Consider the following 19,839-nt stretch of genomic DNA (forward strand, 5'->3'; position numbering starts at 1 on the left):
CGGCAATTCAGGCTTTGGCAAAATGAGCCAGCAGCACGATCTCCTACAATGCACCCTTGCCTAAAACTGCTTACGATCGGCGGGCAGCATGATGTTGCTCGCCATCCGGCGCAGTAGCCCCTGGATATGGTTATCGTCGCTCAGCGGCAGTGCGACCTCGGCAAGCCGGTAACAAATGCCGTATTGCATAATGCCGCGGTGTTGGACGCTGTACCGGTGTTCCCCAGGCGGAATTTCGGTCTTACGCAAGAATTAACTCAACGAGCTTACGGACCGCATTCCGCCGCACCGTCTGGCTCGAACCTCTTGAACGCAGCGAACGCGCTCGGCGACTTCCTCATAGGTGAACATCTAAATGTTCGGCGTGCTCGACACCATACGCAGCGCCTCGACAAGATTGGAGGCGTCATATTGTGGGCATAGGCGGTTCAACCAGATACATTACAGACCAGTAGGCCATTTGCTTTCGCGCCTATTTCGGCTTGGTGGCTCAAGGTGGTGGAAGCACCGCGCTGTTGAACAGGTTCATCCTTAGCGTCTTCTCTTTGCGCATTACTTCACGCATGGGAGCCGTCAAATAAATCGCGGTCTTTAGCTTCCCGGCCGGCAGGTGGCCGTACTTGCCCGCCACCTCCGACAAGATGCGTCTTGCAGCCGGGGGGAGTATATCGGCTTGCGATGTAACGCCAAACAGGACATCCTGACGGAGCGACACCATCAGTTGCCTGCCGACAGTGCGAGTGAAGCAGCCCGGAATGAGCGCAGTCAGCCGACTGGCATGAAGCTCGACGCAGTAGGGTCCATCTTTCTGTCGCACATAGTAGCCCTCCGTGAGGCGCTCCGAAGAAGCTTCGAGATGCCGAACCTCGGCCATGAACAATAGCTTGTGCAGGGCGAAGTAACTCAGCTCGCCGCTTTCCTCGAGTAGTACCCGGGCAGCGGCACCAACTTTCTCCGACGCCCGGCTTAGCTTGGTTGATGGTTTCCGCCGCGCGGAACCACCACTGCCTCGACGCACAGCCTCAGCAATGAACTGGTAGTCCGCCAGTTGGTTGGCAAAGCTGCGATGGACCATGGCACGCTGGCCCGGGTGGTAGGCCGGAATAAGTTGGCGCCCGGCCCAGAGATGGACCTTCCGCACGCTATCTTTGAGCGTAAGTGTATGAGCCGTGACAAGTGCAGCAGCCCGCAAGGCAACCGCGCCCAATGTCACAACCACAGGAGCGTCCACAAGATCCAGTTGCTCTTTCAGGAATGAGGCGCAGTTGGCCACCTCTGATGGCGTGGGCGTAGCGTTATTACCATTCTCGTCCTTCGGATTGCACAACACGGCGTTGGTCACAAAGGCATCGTAGCGGCTCAGCCCCACTTGCTCCAGCAGCGACTCGAAGTTGTGGCCGGACTTATCGCCGTGAAACGGAAGCTCCGAAGCATCGGCTCCGAGTCGCCCAGGGGCTTCGCCGATGAACATCACCTTGGCGCTGAGCGAACCACATCCTGCGCCGAAAACGCGCGCGCTATCTGCCATGCGCGGGCACCGCTTGCACGCCTTCACGCGACGTACAAGGTCAACAAACTGTTGCCTAGTCGCCATCATCGTTCAAGCCGCCAAGGCACGCAGTGCTTCAGTCCCGCCACCGTTGTAGGCGTGCACCGAGTGGCACAACAAGCGCCCGGGCGTCTTGCCCGAGGCGGCACATATGAAATTAAGAAGCTGGCCTAGGCCAATAAAGTTACCGAGAGCCTTGTTGAAGAAATCGTGGTTGCGATAGACCACCACCAAATCAAGACGGTTGCCCGGGTGCCAGATTATTTCACCGAAGTGCCAACATGGCCCTCCGCGAGTACGGGGAGTATCGCAGACCGGTGTCGACAGATGAAATACCAAGCTGGTCCCGCTTCGTCTTGGCCAAGTGCAGAGCTTGCCGATAACAGTTTCAAGTTGATTGGTCTCGGGATGTCCGGGGAAGCGCACGAGCCGCTCGAAATACGTCCCCCATGTTCCACGGTTGCGAACGAACCTCATTGCTCGATCATGGCAACGCAAGTATGTAATGACCCAGCAGAACCTGCTCAGGTTAAGCGGCTAAAGCAAATGTCTCAGCCGGAGTCTTCATGCCGAGCGCTTGGTGCGGTCGTCGGTCGTTGTAAAAGCGTATCCAGTCGCCGATGACGCGGCTGGCATGTTGGATCGTCTCGAAGCGGTGCCGATGCACGCATTGTTCCTTGAGCGTGCGGATCACCCGTTCGATCATGCCGTTCTGCTGCGGGCAGTGCGGCGTAATGAACTCCTGGCGCAAGCCGTAGCTGCGCACGAGGGCAGTGTAGCTGCGCGAGGTGAAAACCAAGCCGTTGTCCGAGCGCAGGAGAAACGGCATCGGCACGCGCCCCAGCGTTCCGAAGCGAGCGATCAGAGCGTGTTCGAGTGCAGCACCCGCCGTGCAGGCCCTACCGCTTCGCGACAGATGCCAGCCAAGCAACTCACGTGTGTGGCAGTCGATCACCAGCGCCAGCGTTGCCCAGCCGTCCCGTCCGGCCCACACGCGACACAGGTCCGTAGACCAACGTTCATTGGGCATCGTCGCTACCGAAGGCAGAGCCTGGATCCGAGGCCTGAACCCGATCGGCCGCTTGCGAACCTGCCAGCCCATCAACTGGAACACGCGCTGCACGGTGTTCTTGTTGAACCCCAGCAGGTGCGCCACCGTTCGGTACCCGAACGACGGCGATTCCTCGATCATTGCCTTGATCGGCACGGCGAACTTGGGATCGACCTTGGGCGCGGACTTCACCGGCTTGTAATACACCGTGCGGCGCGGCACACCGAACCAGCGGCACAACTTGGCGATCGAGACGGTGATGCCGTCGGCTTGCAGTCCCTGGCGGATCGTCTCGATCACTTCTCGTCCTCGCCCAGCAGGGACTGCAATTTTTTTCTGGCGCGTAACTCCAGCATCGCCTCGCCATAGGCCTCTTGCAGGTCCTTGAGCTGGCGTTCGTACTGTTCGCGCACGTCCTGCGGATTGGCGCGCAGGGCGTTCTCCATGCCCCGCTTGCCGTCATCCACCCACTGTTCCACCTCCGACGGCGACAGGTCGTACTGACGGCTTGCCCCAGCCACGGTGGTCTTGCCCTGAATAATGTCCAGCACCAGCGCGCTTTTGCGCTTGGCTGTCCAGCGTTTGATGTCTTCTTCCATCTTCGTGCTCAACGTCGTTTCCTCGATTATGACGTGAGCAGGATTTCACTGGGTCAATACAAGTATTCGTTGTAGAGATCCTGCCGATCCGTCGTGCGTTGTGCGAGATCATACGGGAAGATGGTCTTGATGACCTCCCGCAGATCATCGCGGCCACTTCCCCTTCGTCGCGGCGAATGAGTCTGAAGCCACGAAAGGTCGAACGCGGCCGGCTGTTCGACAGTCGTGAAAAGGTTAAAGAACTCGCCCCTGGTGAGAAGGGTTTGAACACCCTCGCGCCAGGCGTCCAGCGGCGTGATGCCGACAACGTTGTGCGCAATCACTACGAATCCTCGACGGTTTGTGGCGGGTGATAGGTCAAGGTCTGCCGGTCGAGGTCCACATCAATGCGACCACCGCAGTGATCCTTCAACTGCTTGAACGCCGAGTAGCCCTGTAGGATAGCGGCCTTCCACTGTTTCGCAGTACAGCGATGGACTTCCAATCCAGCGGTAAGGCGAATGATGGTCTTGAGCAGGCCGATGTCGACTGAACTCTCTTCGCTGTACCAGGCTCGCTGCGGCGCTTCGTTAAAGACGAGCGCAGAGATAGCCTCTTCGACCACTACCGCACGGCCACCGTCTTCAATTTCGTCGATGCGCGGGTCACTCCTACGCTTGCGCCGCAAGAGACGCCGGACCACCGGAGACCAGCCAAGTACCGCGGCGTAGGCTAAATGGAATACGTCGTGATATCGGTAGCCATCCCCCTTATGGGCGTTGTCGGTTAGGGTGTCGCCGACGATAACGCCGCTGACCATAATGCGAACCAACAATTGCTTGCCGTTTCGCTTCTCCGAGAACGTGACGCTGAACTGCCGTGGCAGGCGCTCTTCGTGATCAAAGCCGTCGTCGAAACGGTTCACCTCGCCCTGCGAATAAAGTCGTTCCGCCTTGCGCGCGCTCTCTCGTGCCACCTCTTGCAGAGGAATTTTATGGAGGACGGCAAGGCTGGTCAGATACCAGAGGATGTCGCCGATTTCCTCTCGAAGGTCTCCGCGAAGCGTTTGGCTGTCACGTTGCAGCACCAGTTTCTTGAAGGTCGAATTGAGGTCCCCGAGCTCGCCAGCCAAACCAAGTAGGGATACGATGACCTTCTTGCGCTCGTCGGTTCGTTCGACCATGGCTTGGTAGTCGGCGAACGTACGAACCGGCTTCCGGCCACGGTCTTTGCGGTCCGATGTAGTTGGCATCCCCGCCCCCCTGCGCTATCGGCGCATTTGGCGAGGCAATTTTACGCATTTTGTAACAATCGATGTCTCGGGTTTTCCCCACCTTCCAAGAGCGGGGAAAAACCCTGCCGCCCAATCAAGAAATTCTCTCGGTGCGGGTTGAGGCAACAAATCAAGGTAGACGCGTTTCCTCATCTACCTCTCGACTGCTACTTAGCCCGTTTTCGGCTGCACCTTCTTTCGACAGGCAAAGGCCTTTCCACCGAACGCGTTTGGGCGGTGGCTGCAGCGCCAAGTGACGCAGCTGGGCTTGCCCCGTTACTCCGGACAGATCAGATGGCATGATCATGCCTGGAGAGCGAAGCGATGGCACGAAACAGAAGACATTTCACGGACGAGTTCAAGCGCGAGGCGGTGAGGCTGGCGGAACAGCCCGATAGCAACGTATCGGGCGTGGCTCAGGACCTGGGTTTGGATCCCAGCGTTCTACGGCGTTGGGTCGGGCAGATGCGCGGCGGCACATGGGAGCCGACGCCCGGCAAGGCGCTCAAGAGTGCCCAGCAGCAGGAAATCGAGCAACTACGGCGGGAGCTGGCCAAGGTCAAGACCGAACGAGACATATTAAAAAAAGCGGTCGGATACTTTGCCAAGGACCAGACATGAAGTATCCGTTCATCGCCCGGCATCGGGCCGTCTGGTCGGTCAGCGAGCTATGCCGAACCTTGGGCGTGTCGCGCAGCGGCTTTTATGAATGGCATGGCCGCTCGCCCAGCGCTCGGGAACAGGCCAACGAGCGATTGATCGGCCGTATCCGAGAGAGCTTCCAGTCCAGCGATCGGACGTATGGCAGCCCTCGGGTATGGCGGGATCTGCGCGCCTGGGGCGAGCACTGCGGCAGGCATCGTGTGGCGCGTCTGATGCGCCGGGCAAACCTCGTGGCACGAACCAAGCGCCGTCGTCACCCGTCGGATGCGGGGCCAAGATCGGCTCATGCCATTGCCGCCAACGTGCTGGATCGAGACTTTACGGCCCGCGCGCCCAACCAGAAATGGGTGGCCGACTTCACCTATGTCTGGACAGCAGAGGGCTGGCTCTACGTGGCGGCCGTCATGGACTTGTACTCACGACGTATCGTCGGCTGGTCCATGCAGGCCAGCATGACGTCGCAATTGGTGACCGACGCCCTGATGATGGCGTTGCATCGGCGAGGCCGCCCGCGCGAAGTCCTGCACCACTCCGACCAGGGCAGCCAGTACACCAGCGAGCAGTTCCAGATGCTGCTGGCCGATGCTGGGATCGTGTGCAGCATGAGCAAGCGCGGGGACTGCTGGGATAATGCCGCCATGGAGAGCTTCTTCTCCACGCTGAAAACCGAACGGCTGAGCCGACGGATTTACCGGTCCCGCGATGAGTGCAGGGCCGAGGTGTTCGACTACATCGAGCGGTTCTACAACACAAGGCGCCAGCACTCAACGCTGGGATACGTCAGCCCCATGCAGTTCGAGGCGGCGGTTTGTTAGGTTAAACAACCTGTCCGGAGAGGCGGGGCAAGCCCACTCGTTCTTCACTAGCACCGACTATCGAAACTTCACCGAGTCTCGTAATTTCAGCGGTCGGCAGTTTGCACTTGGTCTACAACATCGCTTCTAGCGTTTAGGCGCAATGTAATTTTTTGACCTCAGCCACTCGCTCTCGCCCGATCTCTCAAGATCGAGTCGGCTGGGTCTCTACCTCCGATCAGAGCCAACTAACACGCATGGTAGCCCTCGACACCAAACGCACGCGCCCGACAGACATGATATATATAGGCACAGGCTGGCGTTTTGCCTCAGCCAAGCAAGGCGAAGCTCTCCTCGATTACTCCTGGCGCACGAATCGCTCTAATTCTGGAACAAGCGCCCACCCCATAGTTATATTGACTTCCTGTAAAATCAGCGATGAAGCTGCTAGTTGTTGAAGACGAAAGAAAGTTGGCGGCCTACCTTGCCCGTGGCCTCCAGGAAGAGGGATATCAAGTCGACGTGGCTCACACCGGGTTGGACGGATTGCATCTGGCTGTCGAGTTTGACTATGATTTGATTTTGCTCGACTGGATGTTGCCAGGCGTGGACGGATTCTCCATATTGCAGGTACTCCGTAGGACGCGCAAAACTCCTGTTTTGATGCTAACCGCTAAGAGCGATGTTGATGATCGCGTGCGCGGTTTACGTGCTGGTGCCGATGATTACCTCACCAAGCCCTTTTCGTTTTCCGAACTCATAGCCCGCGTAGAAGCACTGCTGCGCCGCGGCGGATCGGAATCGGCCGACGCACCCCAGACCATGTTCAAAATGGCTGACCTTGAGGTGGATTTGGTCAAGCACCGAGCCCGGCGAGGCGACGAAGTGCTGGACTTGAGTCCCAAGGAGTTTTCACTGCTCAAGCTGTTCCTAGAACATCCTGGCAGAGCGCTCACGAGAACCTTCATTGCCGAACACGTGTGGAACATCAACTTCGATACCGAGACGAACGTTGTCGAAGTAGCGATACGCAGACTGAGACTCAAGCTCGACACACCTTTTCCCAAGCCCTTGTTACACACAATACGTGGCGTAGGCTACATTCTCGAAGATCGTGATGCCCCCCCCAAGTAAGGTACGCTCACTCGGTAAAGAGCTTTCTTTCCGCTTGGCCTTACTAACGTTCTGCGGTTTGGCTTTGGTCAGTGCTATCGTCTATATTGCAACGGCCGTCCAGTTGGACGATCGACAAACCAGCCAACTTCTGCAATATAAAAAACTTGTGGAACATCTGGCTGCGGAGCACTCCCGCGCCCACGAAGCAGATCTCTTCAACCACAAGCTCGACGACCTGTTCGGTGGCCGCGCGGACATTTCGCTGACTCTAAAAACCGCAGCGGATGTACCTACATATGCGAGCAAGTCCTCGATAGGAGGATCTAGACGTACCTATCAGTTTATGCTCGCCACAGGTAGCGACGACCAAGCTCGAACGACGGCTATCCTTACGCTGTCTACACAGAGAGATGACCAGTTGCTTCGGCATCTCGCTTTGACCTTATTCATCGTCGCATTGGGCGGAGCGTCCATCGTCTCGACATGTGGATTCTTTTTGGTGCGATGCGGCTTGGCGCCGGTCGGGCACTTGGTGCGACAAGTCAAGGCAATCCCGACCAGCCGGATCCATACGCAGTTGGACGGTTCTTTACAACCTGTAGAGCTCCAGCCCCTCGTAGAACAGTTTAACGCACTCTTACACCGGCTGGACCAAGCGTATGAGCAACAAAAGGGGTTCAATGCCGATGTTGCACATGAGCTTCGTACGCCATTGGCGAACATGACTGCGAATAGCGAGCTTGCGCTGATCAGTTCTGCAGACCAACAAGCACTGCGCGACGCCCTCGAATCCAATCTCGAAGAGCTAGGCCGCATGACGACAATCATCAGTGACATGCTCTTCCTCGCTCAGGCTGACCGAGGTGAAGAGGCAAGAAAAAGTCAGACGAGCAGTCTTTTGAACGAACTCCGCAACGTACTCGTCTATTACGAGGAAACTTTAGAAGAAGCGGACCTCAGAATCACGACAGAAGGTGATGCCGCGGGCGAATATGACATCTCCCTGCTAAGAAGGGCCATCTCGAATCTGGTCGAGAACGCCGCACGTCATGCGACCAAAGGCAGCGTCATTCTGCTACGGTTGTTGCGCGAAGGAACGAACACCGTGATCGAGGTAGAGAACACGGGGAGCCCAATTCCCCCAGAGCAGTTGGATCGCATCTTTCAACGCTTTTACCGAATCGCTGAAAATCACAGCAACCATCGGCGCAATCACGGGCTTGGTCTCTCGATCGTCGCAGCGATCGCCAGGATGCATGGAGGCCAAGCATTCGCTCACTCCTCCGAGACAACGACGCGCATCGGGCTTCGCCTGCCCACGCATGCCAACTCTCCCAAACTTCTCTAGAGATCGAATAAGGAAGCGCCGCTCACGGGTAAGTGCTCTCGGAGTAGTCTATGCGTACAGCGGTGCCGCCCCCCTCGCTCCTGGACGCACGAATAGGCCATGCCAACCGTTCCGCTAGAATGCTTACCACGACCAGACCCAGCCCTGACGACTTTCGCCTATTCCATGGGTCGTCTTTACTCAATGTAGTCAACAGGTCAAAGCCGGCATCATCGAGCCCGCCGCCCTGATCGCACACTTCAAGATAGTCTCTCTCCACCACCACGGCGATGAGCCCCACGGTATGCCGCAAGGCATTCTGAAGAATGTTGACCAAGAGCATCTTCGCCAAAGATCGATCAGCGAACGTGACGGTATCACGTCGCTTGACTACGGAAATGCGAGAAGTACTAGCATCTACATTCGCTAGATCGGCAAGCGCTTCGGTCAACAATTCGACGACATGAAAACGCTCTTCTCTAGTAGGGATCTCCTGCTTACGTCCCATCTTTAGAACCACTTCGAGGTTACCTGCCATCTCTTGAGCAGCCCGTTGCGCGCGTGTCAGCGTCTTCAAGTCTGCTTCCCCTAACCCCCCTCTGTCTCTCATGACATTCAACGCCCCGGTTACCACAGCAATCGGCGTACGCAACTCATGACTGGCCAATCGCAAAAGCGTTCGCTCCCTAGCGATATACGCTTCAAGTTCCCGCAGAAAAATATTGAAATTCTCCGCAATGGAATTCAGCGCTGAATCGTGAAACTCTGTGGGCACTCTGTCAATTGTTTCGCTGGGCCGGGTCCTATCAATCATCAGCGCGAGCGAGCGAATCGGTCGTACAAGCCGCAGCCCCCCGACTCTGGCCAGGAAGAACGCCACGATCAGAACCAGAAAGCTCGTGCCCCACACTCCTCGCTCAAGGAGGACAATCTCGTTCTCGAAGAGAGTGATGTCTCTGGCCAAATAGAACGTACCACCTTCCACCGGTGTAATAGCGACGAGGAACGTCTTTTCGTTAAAAAAGACGTCGTCTGAAAAGGGTGCCTTCCGACCTTGAAATAGCTCGGGGAGCTCGATCTGGCTTAGTGACTCCGTCGGGACATAGAGGGCCATCATCCCTGGCGATGACCATTGCATCGGGGCACCCGTTGTCACCGCACCAACGAGCGCCTCTCGAATCTGCCGCATATCCGTACGCAACATGGCTCGCTCAATACCTTCATGAGCCATCATTGACACTAGCACGACGGCGGCCAGGCAGAAGCCCGACACGGAGGCAACCAGCCACTGAATCCGAGTTGATATCGACCGGGTCATTTCACTCTTCGTCAGGTTGAATTAGCCTGTAGCCCCGCCCTCTTATTGTTCTGATTAAGTCAGCATTTACGGTTATCTTTAGCAGACGCCGCAAGTTGTATATATGGGTCCGCAATGTATGAGCATCGACTTCTCGATCTTTGACCGAAAGTTCTGCCATAAGCTCCTCATAGCTCACGAAGCTTGGATAACGCTTGATTAGGGTCTCGAAAATCACGGCTCCGCTCGATCCCAGTTCGACACTCGGCCCACCTTCTACCGATAATGTCAGCGTTCCTTGATCAAAGCCAAGCACCCCTGCGCGAATCGTTTTTTTCCTGACTGAAGACCGTCGATGCAGCGCCTCAATGCGGGCCTTGAGTTCACGCAGATCAAACGGCTTCACCAAGTAGTCGTCGGCTCCACTCTCAAACCCTTCCATCTTGTCCTCTACTTCGGACCGAGCAGTTACCAGAATAATAGGAGTGGAGGATCCCAACTCACCGCGGACCTTTCGACAAAGCTCAATCCCCGACAAGGCGGGCAACATCACATCCAAAATGATGACGTCATACTGATTGACGCCGAGCAGATGTAGAGCTGTCAAGCCATCATAAGCAAAGTCGAGCGCATAACGCTGTTCGCCCAAATATTCCATAATATTTTCGGCCAACTGCAATTGATCTTCGACGATGAGAACCCGGATCAAACGGTCCATATCATACTGCGCGGGCGGTGAGGTGCACGAGTCTTGAGGATGACTCTGGAATGTCAGCTGTCGAAACCACGACGAGGAAATAGCGTTTGTTCTCATACGCAAGCTTCCAGCCAGAAGGAATCATTCGAGTGAACTCTTTGAAGACTAGCTTCGGGACTGCCACGTTGACCGGTTGATCAGAGGAGGCCAGTATTGCGAAGAGATCGCGCAACGCTACCTGCTCGGCTTTGCCTGCTGAGTAAAATCTTGCTGAGAATGGCATTGCGTCCACGTAGATAAGGCGCGCATCGGTACCAGCACCGCGGCTCTGGGCATAACGAATCAGCGATCGCTCTGACTTCACCCGATCAGGCCAATCACTTACCACGCCGGTGAGCACGAGGCATATCAGTGGCACGAGTGCGCCCGCAACTACAACACCCTTGTTCTTGATAGACCATCCCCTCCTGCGAATATACAGGGCGCTGAGCATGGCGAAGGCAGGTAACCCAGGTAGTACATATGTCCACAGGATGTTATGAGCGAATGAAAAAAAGAACATGGGAAACACCGCCCACGACGCCATGTATTTCACTTCATCGTCGCGCACAAGCATAGGTATATCGGCGAAAGTGGAGCGTCTGAACACCGCCTCGAGCAGAGCCACCAGTAGTACCAAACTCCATGGGAATGCAGCCACCCCCCAATTCCACCATATGGCGCCAAACGGCTTGAGATGGGCCGAACCGTACAGGTCCCCCTGCCAACCTGGCTCCAGGAATCGCAGTAAATGTTCGCCGATGATGAAGTATTGGAGAAAGCCAGGGGTTCGAATTTCCGCCATACCGTACCACGGCAGAACCAAAAGCGCAGTTAGCAGCCCCCCCCTTAACCACGGCAAGCTGCGCAACGAGCTCCAATGCATCCGCGACAAGCACAGCCAGATCAATATTGGCCCAACGATTAGGACGGCGGCCAGAGGCCCCTTTGCCAAGAGGCCGATAACAATACCGAGAAAGAAGCCGTAACCCCAGGCTTGGCTCTGATTAAGCACAGCCAATCTGAACGACACCATACTCAGCGTGGTTCCTAATGCTAGAAAAGGATCGGTCAACACGGCGCCGGCGCCAACAAACGCGAGTAAAGACGTGGCAAGAATCCATGCCGTCAATTGCGCGCTAGCTAGATCCCGGACCGTACGCAAATATGCGAACGCTAGCGCGATAGTTGCTGATGCGACCATCAAGGATGGCAACCGCCCTGCGATCTCATTTACGCCAAATAGACGAAAGCTCGCAGCTTGGGCCCAGAATGACAATGGCGGCTTTCCCCAAAATGGCACGCCTGGCGAGAACCAAGGTGTCACCCAGTTATCCGTTTCGATCATGAGACGGGCTATTTCTGCGTATCGGGGCTCCGATGTATCAATGAAAGGCACTAGGTACATCGCGACAACGCGAACACCGATCACTGCACCAAGCAGGAGGACTATCAGTCGAGTGTTAGATGCCATTCGAATCAGTGCTGACGTTGCTGCGCCGGCATATGCGCCCGCTCGACTATGCCCTGTATCAGATAAACCGGCCGCTGTTTGATTTCCGTATGAATTCGTCCCACATATGTACCTAGCACCCCGATAGTCGAGAGCTGCAAGCCGGACAGGAATGCCAACAGCGCAACGAACGCAAGCGGAACAGATATCGACTCACCATAAAGCAAAGCACGAGCTATGACGAAGAGGCCAAGCACCGAACCTATAATCAGAATGATGGCTCCGGCAATGGAAGCTATGCGAAGTGGGCTGAGCGAGAACGAGGTGATACCATCAAAGCCAAGCTTCGCCAGATTAGCCAACCCCCATTTGCTTTTGCCGGCCGCACGCGGTGCTCGATCATAGAGAATCGTCGTGGTGGGCATGCCGATCCACGCGAAGAGTCCTTTCATGTATCGACTGCGTTCCGTCATGCTTCTCATCGCGGCAACGGCTCGCCTGCTCAGCAGCCGAAAGTCGCCGGTGTCCGGCGGTATTGCGACCTCGCTCAACCGATTCAAGATTCGATAGTAGAGATGTGCCGAGACACGTTTCATCCATGTATCTCCCACTCGGGTCCGTCGACGCATTACTACAACGTCCGAGCCCGCTCGCCAAGCATGAATCATGTCTGGAATCAGCTCTGGCGGATCTTGCATATCTGCATCGAGGATGATGACGGCATCCCCTCGGGCATAGTCAAGTCCCGCTGTCATCGCCGCCTCTTTTCCAAAATTTCTCGACAGATGAATGACACGCACAGCATCCATGTCGCTCGCAACGCGATCGAGGTATAGGGACGTGCCATCAGTGCTACCGTCATCGATGAATAGCAATTCATACGAAAGCGAGAGCGAGTCCAATACATTCCTGAGCCGGGCCAAACAGACGGGTAGCACGGCTAATTCGTTGAACACCGGGATGATGACGGTCACTACAAGCGGTGCCGATGGGAAATGCGGCAAGAGTGCGCCACTCATGAGCGAAAAATCCGCCTTGTCATAAAAAAATTGAAGACGGCTACGAGCGCGGTGGTCAGCAGTTGTGCTGAAGCAACATTCGTAGACAAATTGTCGAATACCCATTTGAAAATCGTTGAATTAAGCGACCAGCCGGCACACACTAGTAAAGCGTAAGGTAGTGCATGTAAAAACGCTGTCCTGGAGCTAGGAAAAGTTATCGTGCGCTGCCATACAAAGTTGACAAAGGCGCCCGTGATCGCACCAATGGAGGTTGCAACCACGGGGCTGACAGAGCAAACGATCAATACAAACATCGTCAGCCAGTGCATACCTGTGGCCGCAACTGCTCCAACCAGATAGCTACTCGCCAAACGAGAATAAACGCAGATCCAAGTTCTCAGCAGAGAATCTCCTTCAGAGATGTCCGGATGCGGTGGAGTGTAGCGAGAGCTACCTCAAGCCTTGATCAACGGATAATCAAGAATTCGTCAAAGTTGATTTGCTCCGTGTGAAGCAGCTCTGCTCTATGAGAGCGCCCCGACTTGATCGTCGGGGCGTCAGTCCGTCCAAGTAGGCTAAACAGCTACGTCTTGCTGTGGCAGAACGCTGCTCTCATCATCAGACTCCTTTCGGTGGACCAAACGATACAAGAGCGGAAGAACGAGTAGCGTAAGAGCAGTCGACGAGATAATGCCTCCGATTACTACCGTAGCGAGCGGCCGCTGAACCTCCGCGCCAGTGCCTGTGGCCAGCGCCATGGGAATAAAGCCGAGCGAGGCCACTAGGGCTGTCATCAACACTGGACGCAATCGCGTCAACGCCCCCGTCCGAACAGCTTCCTGAAGCGTTGCCCCTTCTGAACGCAGGGATCGGATAAAGGACAACATGACGAGACCGTTGAGCACGGCCACACCCGAAAGCGCGATGAAGCCGACGGCGGCCGATATCGACAGCGGAATTCCACGCAGCCACAGGGCAAGAATGCCCCCCGTCAACGCGAAGGGAATGCCAGTAAAAACGATCAGTCCGTCTCTGACATTACCAAACATCGCAAAAAGCAAAACAAAAACGAGCAGCAGCGCGACAGGTACCACGATCTGTAGTCTCGCTGTCGCGGATTGCAGTTGTTCGAACGTTCCCCCCCATGTAGACCAGTAGCCGGCAGGCAACGTGACTGCTTCGTCGATCCGCTGCTCGGCTTCAGTCACAAACGATGTAAGATCCCTCCCGCGGACATTCGCGCTAACTACAATCCTGCGCTTGCCATTCTCGCGGCTGATCTGGTTGGGGCCAGGAGCAAGATCGAAAGAAGCCACCTCCGAAAGAGGAACGAAGGCCGTCCGTGCATCTCCACTTCTAGGAAGGGCGACAGGAAGGCGCTTGAGACTCTCGATGTCGCTCCGAACATCGTCCGGCAGGCGCACCAGTACGTCGAATCGACGATCACCTTGGTAGAAGATACCTGCTTCGCGTCCACCCACGGCGGTGGCGATCGTCTCCTGAACCTCAGCCATGCTGACCCCATATCGTGCTGCCTTCTGTCTGTCGACAGATATGGTCAGCATGGGAAGGCCCGTGGTCTGCTCCGCCTTGACCGACTCGGAACCCGCGATCTTGGATAGAACGCCGACCACTTCCGCAGCCGAACGCTCAAGTTGTGCCATGTCATCGCCGAAAATCTTGACTGCGACGTCCGAACGCACACCCGAAATGAGTTCATTGAATCGCATCTGGATCGGCTGCGTGAACTCGTAGTTATTACCAGGCACCTGTTCAACAATTTCCTGGATTGCGGCGAGCACTTCCTCGTGAGACCGCCTCGGCTTCGGCCAATCAGCAAGCGGCTTCATGATGATGTAGGTATCCGCGATATTGGGCGGCATCGGATCTGCAGCCACCTCTGCCGTACCCACGCGCGCGAATACCCGATCCACCTCAGGTACCTTCTTGATATTCTTCTCCAGGAGCTGCTGCATGGCGACGGATTGCGAAAGGCTTGTGCCAGGAACACGCAACGCCTGGACGGCGATGTCCCCTTCGTTCAGGTTGGGAATGAATTCCGCGCCCAGTCTCGTGGTCAAGGCCATCGAAAGGACGACTGCGACGCCAGCAAACACGAGTACGATCAAAGGATTGGCCTGGGTCCAAGCCAACATTGGCTCATATCCACGGCGTGCCCACGACATCAAGCGATTCTCTTTCTCCTCCACCTTCTTGTTCAAGACAAGTGCGACCGCAGCAGGTACAAAGGTGATCGACAGGATCATCGCTCCCAATAGGGCCAACACCACGGTGATAGCCATGGGATGGAACATCTTTCCTTCTACGCCGCTCAGCGCGAAGATCGGTAGGTACACGATCATGATGATCAACTGCCCGTAGATCAGAGGCCGACGGGCCTCGCGTGCGGCCTCGAAGACCTCGCCGAATCTCTCCTCCCTTGTCAACAGCCGTCCCTGGCTGGCTTGAGCGTGCGCCAGCCGGCGCACGCAGTTTTCGACAATCACTACCGCTCCATCCACAATGATCCCGAAATCTAGCGCCCCCAAGCTCATAAGGTTGGCACTGACTTTATAGGTAACCATGCCGGTGAAAGTGAACAACATCGATAAGGGAATGATCATCGCAGTGATCAGCGCCGCTCGAATGTTGCCCAAGAACAAGAACAGTACGACGATGACGAGGGCAGCCCCTTCGACCAAATTCTTCTTGACGGTTGCGATGGCCTTGTCGACAAGGTTGGTCCGATCATAGACCGTGATTGCTTTTACACCGGGCGGCAATGTCTTGTTGATACTAGCCAGACGTACATCTACGGCTTGGGCGACCGAACGGCTGTTTTCGCCGATCAGCATGAACACGGTTCCCAGAACGACTTCACGCCCATTTTCGGTCGCCGCCCCTGTCCGCAACTCTTTGCCGATACCGACTTCCGCCAGATCTCTAACCCGGATCGGTTGCCCTCCCGCGCTACTGACGATGATGTTGGCGATATCTTCAATCGAGCCTACCTGACCAGGGGCACGAACCAAGTACTGTTCGCCACCCCGCTCGATGTACCCAGCACCAACATTGACGTTGTTGTTCTCCAGCGCAGCCACGACGTCAGCCAAGGTCAAACCGTAAGCGGCAAGCCGCTCCAGGTTGGGGGAGACGACATACTCCTTATCATAGCCGCCGATCGTGTTGACCTCGGTGACGCCCGGCACCGTGCGCAGTTGCGGACGGATAATCCAGTCTTGAATTTCGCGTAGATCAGTAAGGGTGTACTCGGATCCATCAGGCTTCTTTGCACCAGGCTCCGCCTCTACGGTCCACATGTAGATCTCGCCCAGCCCAGTCGATATCGGCCCCATAGTCGGCGTAATGCCGGCAGGCAGAGATGCCGCAGCCTCCTGGATGCGTTGGTTGACCAACTGACGCGCGAAGTAAATGTCGGTTCCGTCCTTGAAAATCACCGTGACCTGGGACAAACCATAACGTGATAGCGAACGCGTCTGTTCTAGATCCGGCAACCCCGCCATAGCCGTTTCTACGGGAAAGGTAATGCGCTGCTCGGTCTCCAACGGTGAATATCCAGGCGCAGCCGTGTTGATCTGCACCTGCACGTTGGTGATATCGGGCACCGCATCTATGGACAGTCTCGTGTAGTTATAAGCCCCGATGCCGATGAGCCCAATAACGGCGAGCATGATCAACCATCGTTGCTCGATGGCAAAGCGAATTAGTTTCTCAAACATGATTTTTCCTGCGAGAGCCTAGATGCGTGCGATGCGAGCCATCTCGGTCAAGTTCAGTGAGCATGTTCCGCCTCACTCTTGCCGAGCTCCGCCTTCAACGTGAAAGTATTGGTGGCTGCGTAGCGCTGCCCAGGTGCGAGACCGCCAGTCACTTCGACGGAGACACCATCCGAGCGTCCCACCTGAACCTTCTGAGCCTTGAAGCCCTCAGGAACAACCAGGAAAATCGTGCTTGAGTTATCTACCGTTTGAATCGCAGACGCGGGTACGGCAATAGCCACCGGTTGAGGCTTTGCCATGACTTCGGCCGTAATGAACAGCCCAGGGCGCCACAACGCCCCCGGGTTCTGTAACGTGACTCTCGCGGTGGCCGTTCGGGTCTGATCGCCGATCAGGGGTCCCACATAGTCCACGGTTCCCTCGGTGGTCTGCGAGAACGCACTTGTCGAGATTCGAACCTTTTCTCCGACGCTAACCACAGGAAGGTCTTTGGGCGCAACGATGAACTCCGCCCAGACCGTACGTAGATCTGCGATCGTGAACGCCTGCTCGGTCTCGGTGACGGCTTCGCCCAATGTCATATGCTTGGCGATGATCACACCCTCGAAAGGTGCCCGCAACGCGTACTGGTTGAGTCCGGAAGCTACCGGCCCAGCTCCAACAGCCGCCAGCTTCTGACGCGCATTCTGCACAGCAATGTTTGCTTCCTCTCTTGCGGTTTTGGCCTGAAGAAACTCTTGCTCAGCAGACACCTTCTCGTTCCACAGCCGTTCTTCGCGCTTGAATGTCTGATCGGCCAGCTCCGCCCGCCGCTGTGCAGCCGTCAACTCGCTTCGCAGATCAGACAAGCTCGTACTGGCGATCATCGCTAGTACCTGCCCGCCTTTGACTGTTTGCCCCAGATCGGCAGAGACGGCTTCGACAATGCCTGCTACCCGCGGCACCACGTGTGCCAACCGATCTGCATTGAACCGGATTTCCCCGGGGAAGCGCGTAGACGGAGTGATTGTGCCGGGACCTGCAATAGAAACTCGAATATCGCTTTGAGCCGTCTGCTCGGCCGTGAGCTTGATTACGCCTTCATCATCATGCCCTTCTTCGGTAGTGCGGGTACCGTTATCACTTTCCTGGCCATGACCATGACCATCGCCGTCGTCATGCGAACCAGGCTGATAGAGAATTCCGAACATGGCAAAGGCGCCGGCCGCAACGAGGGCTGCCGCGACGATAGCCTGCTTCTTAGTAATCGACATATACCTTCCTTAGCGACCGAGAACCCGATCGATGACAATGGCGGCCTGATAGGAATCAGCCAATGTGGTCAGATAGCGAATGCGTGATTGAAAAAGCGTCCGCTGAGCATCAAGCACATCAATAAAGCCGAATTTGCCCGCTTCAAACCCCTTTGTCGCCACGTCGTACGCCTGCTGGGCTCCAGGAAGCAAGGTCGTGCGCAGCATCTGAGCTGCAGCCCGGGCCTGAGACAGGCGTAGCGCTGCCTGCGACAACTCATTTCGCATCGTGATCTCGATCGAACGGTACTGATCTTGTGCTTGGTCAGCGCGAACCTTGGCCTCGTAAAGATTGCCTTGGTTTCTATTGAAGAGCGGTAGTGGAATCGAAATGCCGATCAGGGTCTGATTCCTACCCAGCTCGTTGTTGCGCTGGCTACCGGCAGAAATCGTTATGTCCGGATATTGCTTGGAGCGCTCCACATCGACAACAGCCTGACGGCGCTCGATTTCCAGCCGCCCAACCACCAGTTCCGGTGAGGCACCAAGATCACGTAGCATCGCATCTACCGGACCACGGTCGGGCAGTTGTTCGAGGTCACCAATCGCGCGCAAAAAAACTGGATCGCTATTGCCCCAGAGCATCGCCAGGGACCGACGTGCTCCCTCTAAACGGGTACTGGCATCGGTCAACGCAAGCTCGGCATTGCCCTGCTCGACCTGGGCGCGGGTTTCTTCTAGTGGAGGCACTTTGCCTGAAGCTACTCGACGGCGAGCAATATCCGTAGCCTTCTTCGCGACACCCAAAGAGGCTTGCGCCAGCTCTACGCTCTCTTGTGCAATGAGTACCTCGAAAAATGCGGCGACCGTCGCCGCGCGCACGTTGGCTCGGGCCAGAGTCAAGTTCGCCACTGCGACGCTCTGGGCTCGCTGGGCAGCAACAACGCGGGCCGTCCGCTTGCCTCCCAGCTCGATCGGAATACCGATTTGCGCGGCGGTTGTCCGCGTCTCCCGCCGCGTGTCTTCCGTGCTAACGGAAAGCTCGGGGTTGGGTATCAACCCCGCCTGGGTGATGCTGCCATCCAGCGCATCGACCTCCTTAGCCGCTGCCTGCAACGCAGCATTGTTGTTGGCGCTCAAGGCCAGTGCGGCATCCAGGGTCAATGGAGCGGCAGGCTCAATTCCCTGAGTCGACGGTAGGCTGGAGAAAGGTTGTGCCCATGCGGGCACCATGAGATTGGCGAGCAGCGCCAACCACAATACAAGGAATCGCATCGAATTTCACCTGAAACGAAATCTGGAAATTCGGCGAGACAGGAAGGATGTTACGGTCTCGCCGACTAACTAGGCGAGACGCGCCACTGAGGCCGTTCAGGTTGAAAAACAGGGCTGGGTAAGGGCGACCAGTGCGGTAGACCACTCAGCACAAACGCCGCTGAACTCGCCGCAACGAACGCAACTGCAGAGAAGACAGCATGGCTAGCGACCAGATGACAAGCCATGCAATCAGCATGGGACCATCCGGCGTCGCTCTTGCCCGAATCTTCACCCATGTGAATGTGTTTGTGATGCCCGAAGTGGCTCGACACTGCCTGCTCCGACTCGTGCTCGCAATACCGCGCTGATGCCCCCCAGCTAGCCTGGAACGGCACAAGCACGATCAGAAGGATGACGAAGAGTCGACGCATTGCTGAAGTTTACTGGATGTCTACGATGCCATTGACCAACAAGTTACTGACAATTTTGTTATCTCTTGCGCCGCACCACTTGCGAGCCCGGCGAGCTATTGCACAACCGACCGTCATTTAGAACCCTGAAGTGACTTCATGGTCAAGAATAATTTTATGTCTGTTGTGCTTCAGGTGGGCATCGCACCTCGTTGGAACGAAGAAAGCTTGTAAGAGTAGCAGCTGCCCGCGCTCGAATACCGGCATAGCGCCGGCAAGAAGTCCGCACCATATCAACGGACTGCTAAACCGATCCGCTCGCGGGACGCGCGTTCGTAGGATGAACATATCGCTGGGGTCGA

General features: G+C 56.4%; 17 protein-coding genes. 3 read left to right on the forward strand and 14 right to left on the reverse strand.

Going from position 1 to position 19,839, the window contains the following annotated elements; all coding sequences use genetic code 11:
* Positions 1-60: 60 nt before the first annotated feature.
* The 7 genes from R4823_RS24560 to R4823_RS24590 all read right to left on the reverse strand — a co-directional run bounded on the left by R4823_RS24560 (position 61) and on the right by R4823_RS24590 (position 4,361).
* The gene (locus R4823_RS24560; protein WP_087836687.1) at positions 61-249 is read right to left on the reverse strand and encodes a hypothetical protein; all 189 of its coding nucleotides are present in this window, start codon (positions 247-249) and stop codon (positions 61-63) included.
* A 241-nt stretch (positions 250-490) separates the two neighbouring features.
* Entirely contained in the window at positions 491-1,528 is a 1,038-nt protein-coding gene (locus tag R4823_RS24565; RefSeq protein ID WP_243724654.1) for a uracil-DNA glycosylase family protein, read from the reverse strand.
* 72 nt (positions 1,529-1,600) lie between these two features.
* Positions 1,601-2,026, reverse strand: a complete 426-nt coding sequence (locus R4823_RS24570) for a hypothetical protein (protein ID WP_338616396.1) — start codon at positions 2,024-2,026, stop codon at positions 1,601-1,603.
* Between the two features lie 52 nt (positions 2,027-2,078).
* Positions 2,079-2,900 carry an IS3 family transposase gene (locus R4823_RS24575; protein ID WP_338616397.1) on the reverse strand — a complete coding sequence of 274 codons (822 nt, stop codon included), beginning with the start codon at positions 2,898-2,900 and terminating at the stop codon, positions 2,079-2,081.
* Positions 2,897-3,211 (reverse strand): DUF1153 domain-containing protein, encoded by a 315-nt coding sequence (locus tag R4823_RS24580; RefSeq protein WP_338616399.1) that lies wholly within the window; start codon positions 3,209-3,211, stop codon positions 2,897-2,899. Before R4823_RS24580 ends, R4823_RS24575 begins: the two co-directional genes overlap by 4 nt.
* A gap of 41 nt (positions 3,212-3,252) precedes the next feature.
* The gene (locus R4823_RS24585; RefSeq protein ID WP_338616401.1) at positions 3,253-3,522 is read right to left on the reverse strand and encodes a hypothetical protein; all 270 of its coding nucleotides are present in this window, start codon (positions 3,520-3,522) and stop codon (positions 3,253-3,255) included.
* Positions 3,522-4,361 (reverse strand): MazG nucleotide pyrophosphohydrolase domain-containing protein, encoded by an 840-nt coding sequence (locus R4823_RS24590; protein WP_243724653.1) that lies wholly within the window; start codon positions 4,359-4,361, stop codon positions 3,522-3,524. Before R4823_RS24590 ends, R4823_RS24585 begins: the two co-directional genes overlap by 1 nt.
* A gap of 414 nt (positions 4,362-4,775) precedes the next feature.
* Here R4823_RS24590 and R4823_RS24595 point away from each other — a divergent pair.
* The 3 genes from R4823_RS24595 (at position 4,776) to R4823_RS24605 (ending at position 8,372) form a co-directional block, all read left to right on the forward strand.
* A protein-coding gene (locus R4823_RS24595; RefSeq protein WP_243724652.1) for an IS3 family transposase occupies positions 4,776-5,929 on the forward strand; the annotation gives its coding sequence in 2 pieces (ribosomal slippage) (positions 4,776-5,043 and positions 5,043-5,929; 1,155 coding nt in all).
* Between the two features lie 417 nt (positions 5,930-6,346).
* On the forward strand, positions 6,347-7,042 hold the full coding sequence (locus tag R4823_RS24600; RefSeq protein WP_087778965.1) for a heavy metal response regulator transcription factor: 696 nt from the start codon (positions 6,347-6,349) through the stop codon (positions 7,040-7,042).
* Complete coding sequence (locus R4823_RS24605; RefSeq protein ID WP_087841603.1) at positions 7,026-8,372, forward strand: heavy metal sensor histidine kinase; 1,347 nt, start codon at positions 7,026-7,028, stop codon at positions 8,370-8,372. The genes R4823_RS24600 and R4823_RS24605 overlap by 17 nt, the downstream gene beginning before the upstream one ends.
* Before the next feature lie 22 nt (positions 8,373-8,394).
* Here R4823_RS24605 and R4823_RS24610 read toward each other — a convergent pair whose 3' ends face one another.
* From R4823_RS24610 to R4823_RS24640, 7 genes are all read right to left on the reverse strand, one after another.
* Positions 8,395-9,669: a HAMP domain-containing sensor histidine kinase gene (locus R4823_RS24610; protein WP_087778969.1), complete on the reverse strand. Its 1,275-nt coding sequence runs from the start codon at positions 9,667-9,669 to the stop codon at positions 8,395-8,397.
* Between the two features lies 1 nt (position 9,670).
* Positions 9,671-10,366: a response regulator transcription factor gene (locus R4823_RS24615; RefSeq protein ID WP_087778971.1), complete on the reverse strand. Its 696-nt coding sequence runs from the start codon at positions 10,364-10,366 to the stop codon at positions 9,671-9,673.
* 1 nt (position 10,367) lies between these two features.
* Complete coding sequence (locus tag R4823_RS24620; protein WP_087778974.1) at positions 10,368-11,858, reverse strand: glycosyltransferase family 39 protein; 1,491 nt, start codon at positions 11,856-11,858, stop codon at positions 10,368-10,370.
* Between the two features lie 5 nt (positions 11,859-11,863).
* Positions 11,864-12,961 (reverse strand): glycosyltransferase family 2 protein, encoded by a 1,098-nt coding sequence (locus R4823_RS24625; protein WP_233146026.1) that lies wholly within the window; start codon positions 12,959-12,961, stop codon positions 11,864-11,866.
* Between the two features lie 452 nt (positions 12,962-13,413).
* On the reverse strand, positions 13,414-16,578 hold the full coding sequence (locus R4823_RS24630) for a CusA/CzcA family heavy metal efflux RND transporter (RefSeq protein WP_087778980.1): 3,165 nt from the start codon (positions 16,576-16,578) through the stop codon (positions 13,414-13,416).
* A 53-nt stretch (positions 16,579-16,631) separates the two neighbouring features.
* A complete protein-coding gene (locus R4823_RS24635; RefSeq protein ID WP_087778982.1) occupies positions 16,632-17,831 on the reverse strand; it encodes an efflux RND transporter periplasmic adaptor subunit in 1,200 nt (399 codons plus the stop codon).
* Between the two features lie 9 nt (positions 17,832-17,840).
* Positions 17,841-19,085 carry a TolC family protein gene (locus R4823_RS24640; protein ID WP_087778984.1) on the reverse strand — a complete coding sequence of 415 codons (1,245 nt, stop codon included), beginning with the start codon at positions 19,083-19,085 and terminating at the stop codon, positions 17,841-17,843.
* Positions 19,086-19,839 lie beyond the last annotated feature (754 nt).

This window comes from Pigmentiphaga sp. CHJ604, assembly GCF_036972535.1.
Lineage (GTDB): Bacteria > Pseudomonadota > Gammaproteobacteria > Burkholderiales > Burkholderiaceae_B > Pigmentiphaga > Pigmentiphaga daeguensis.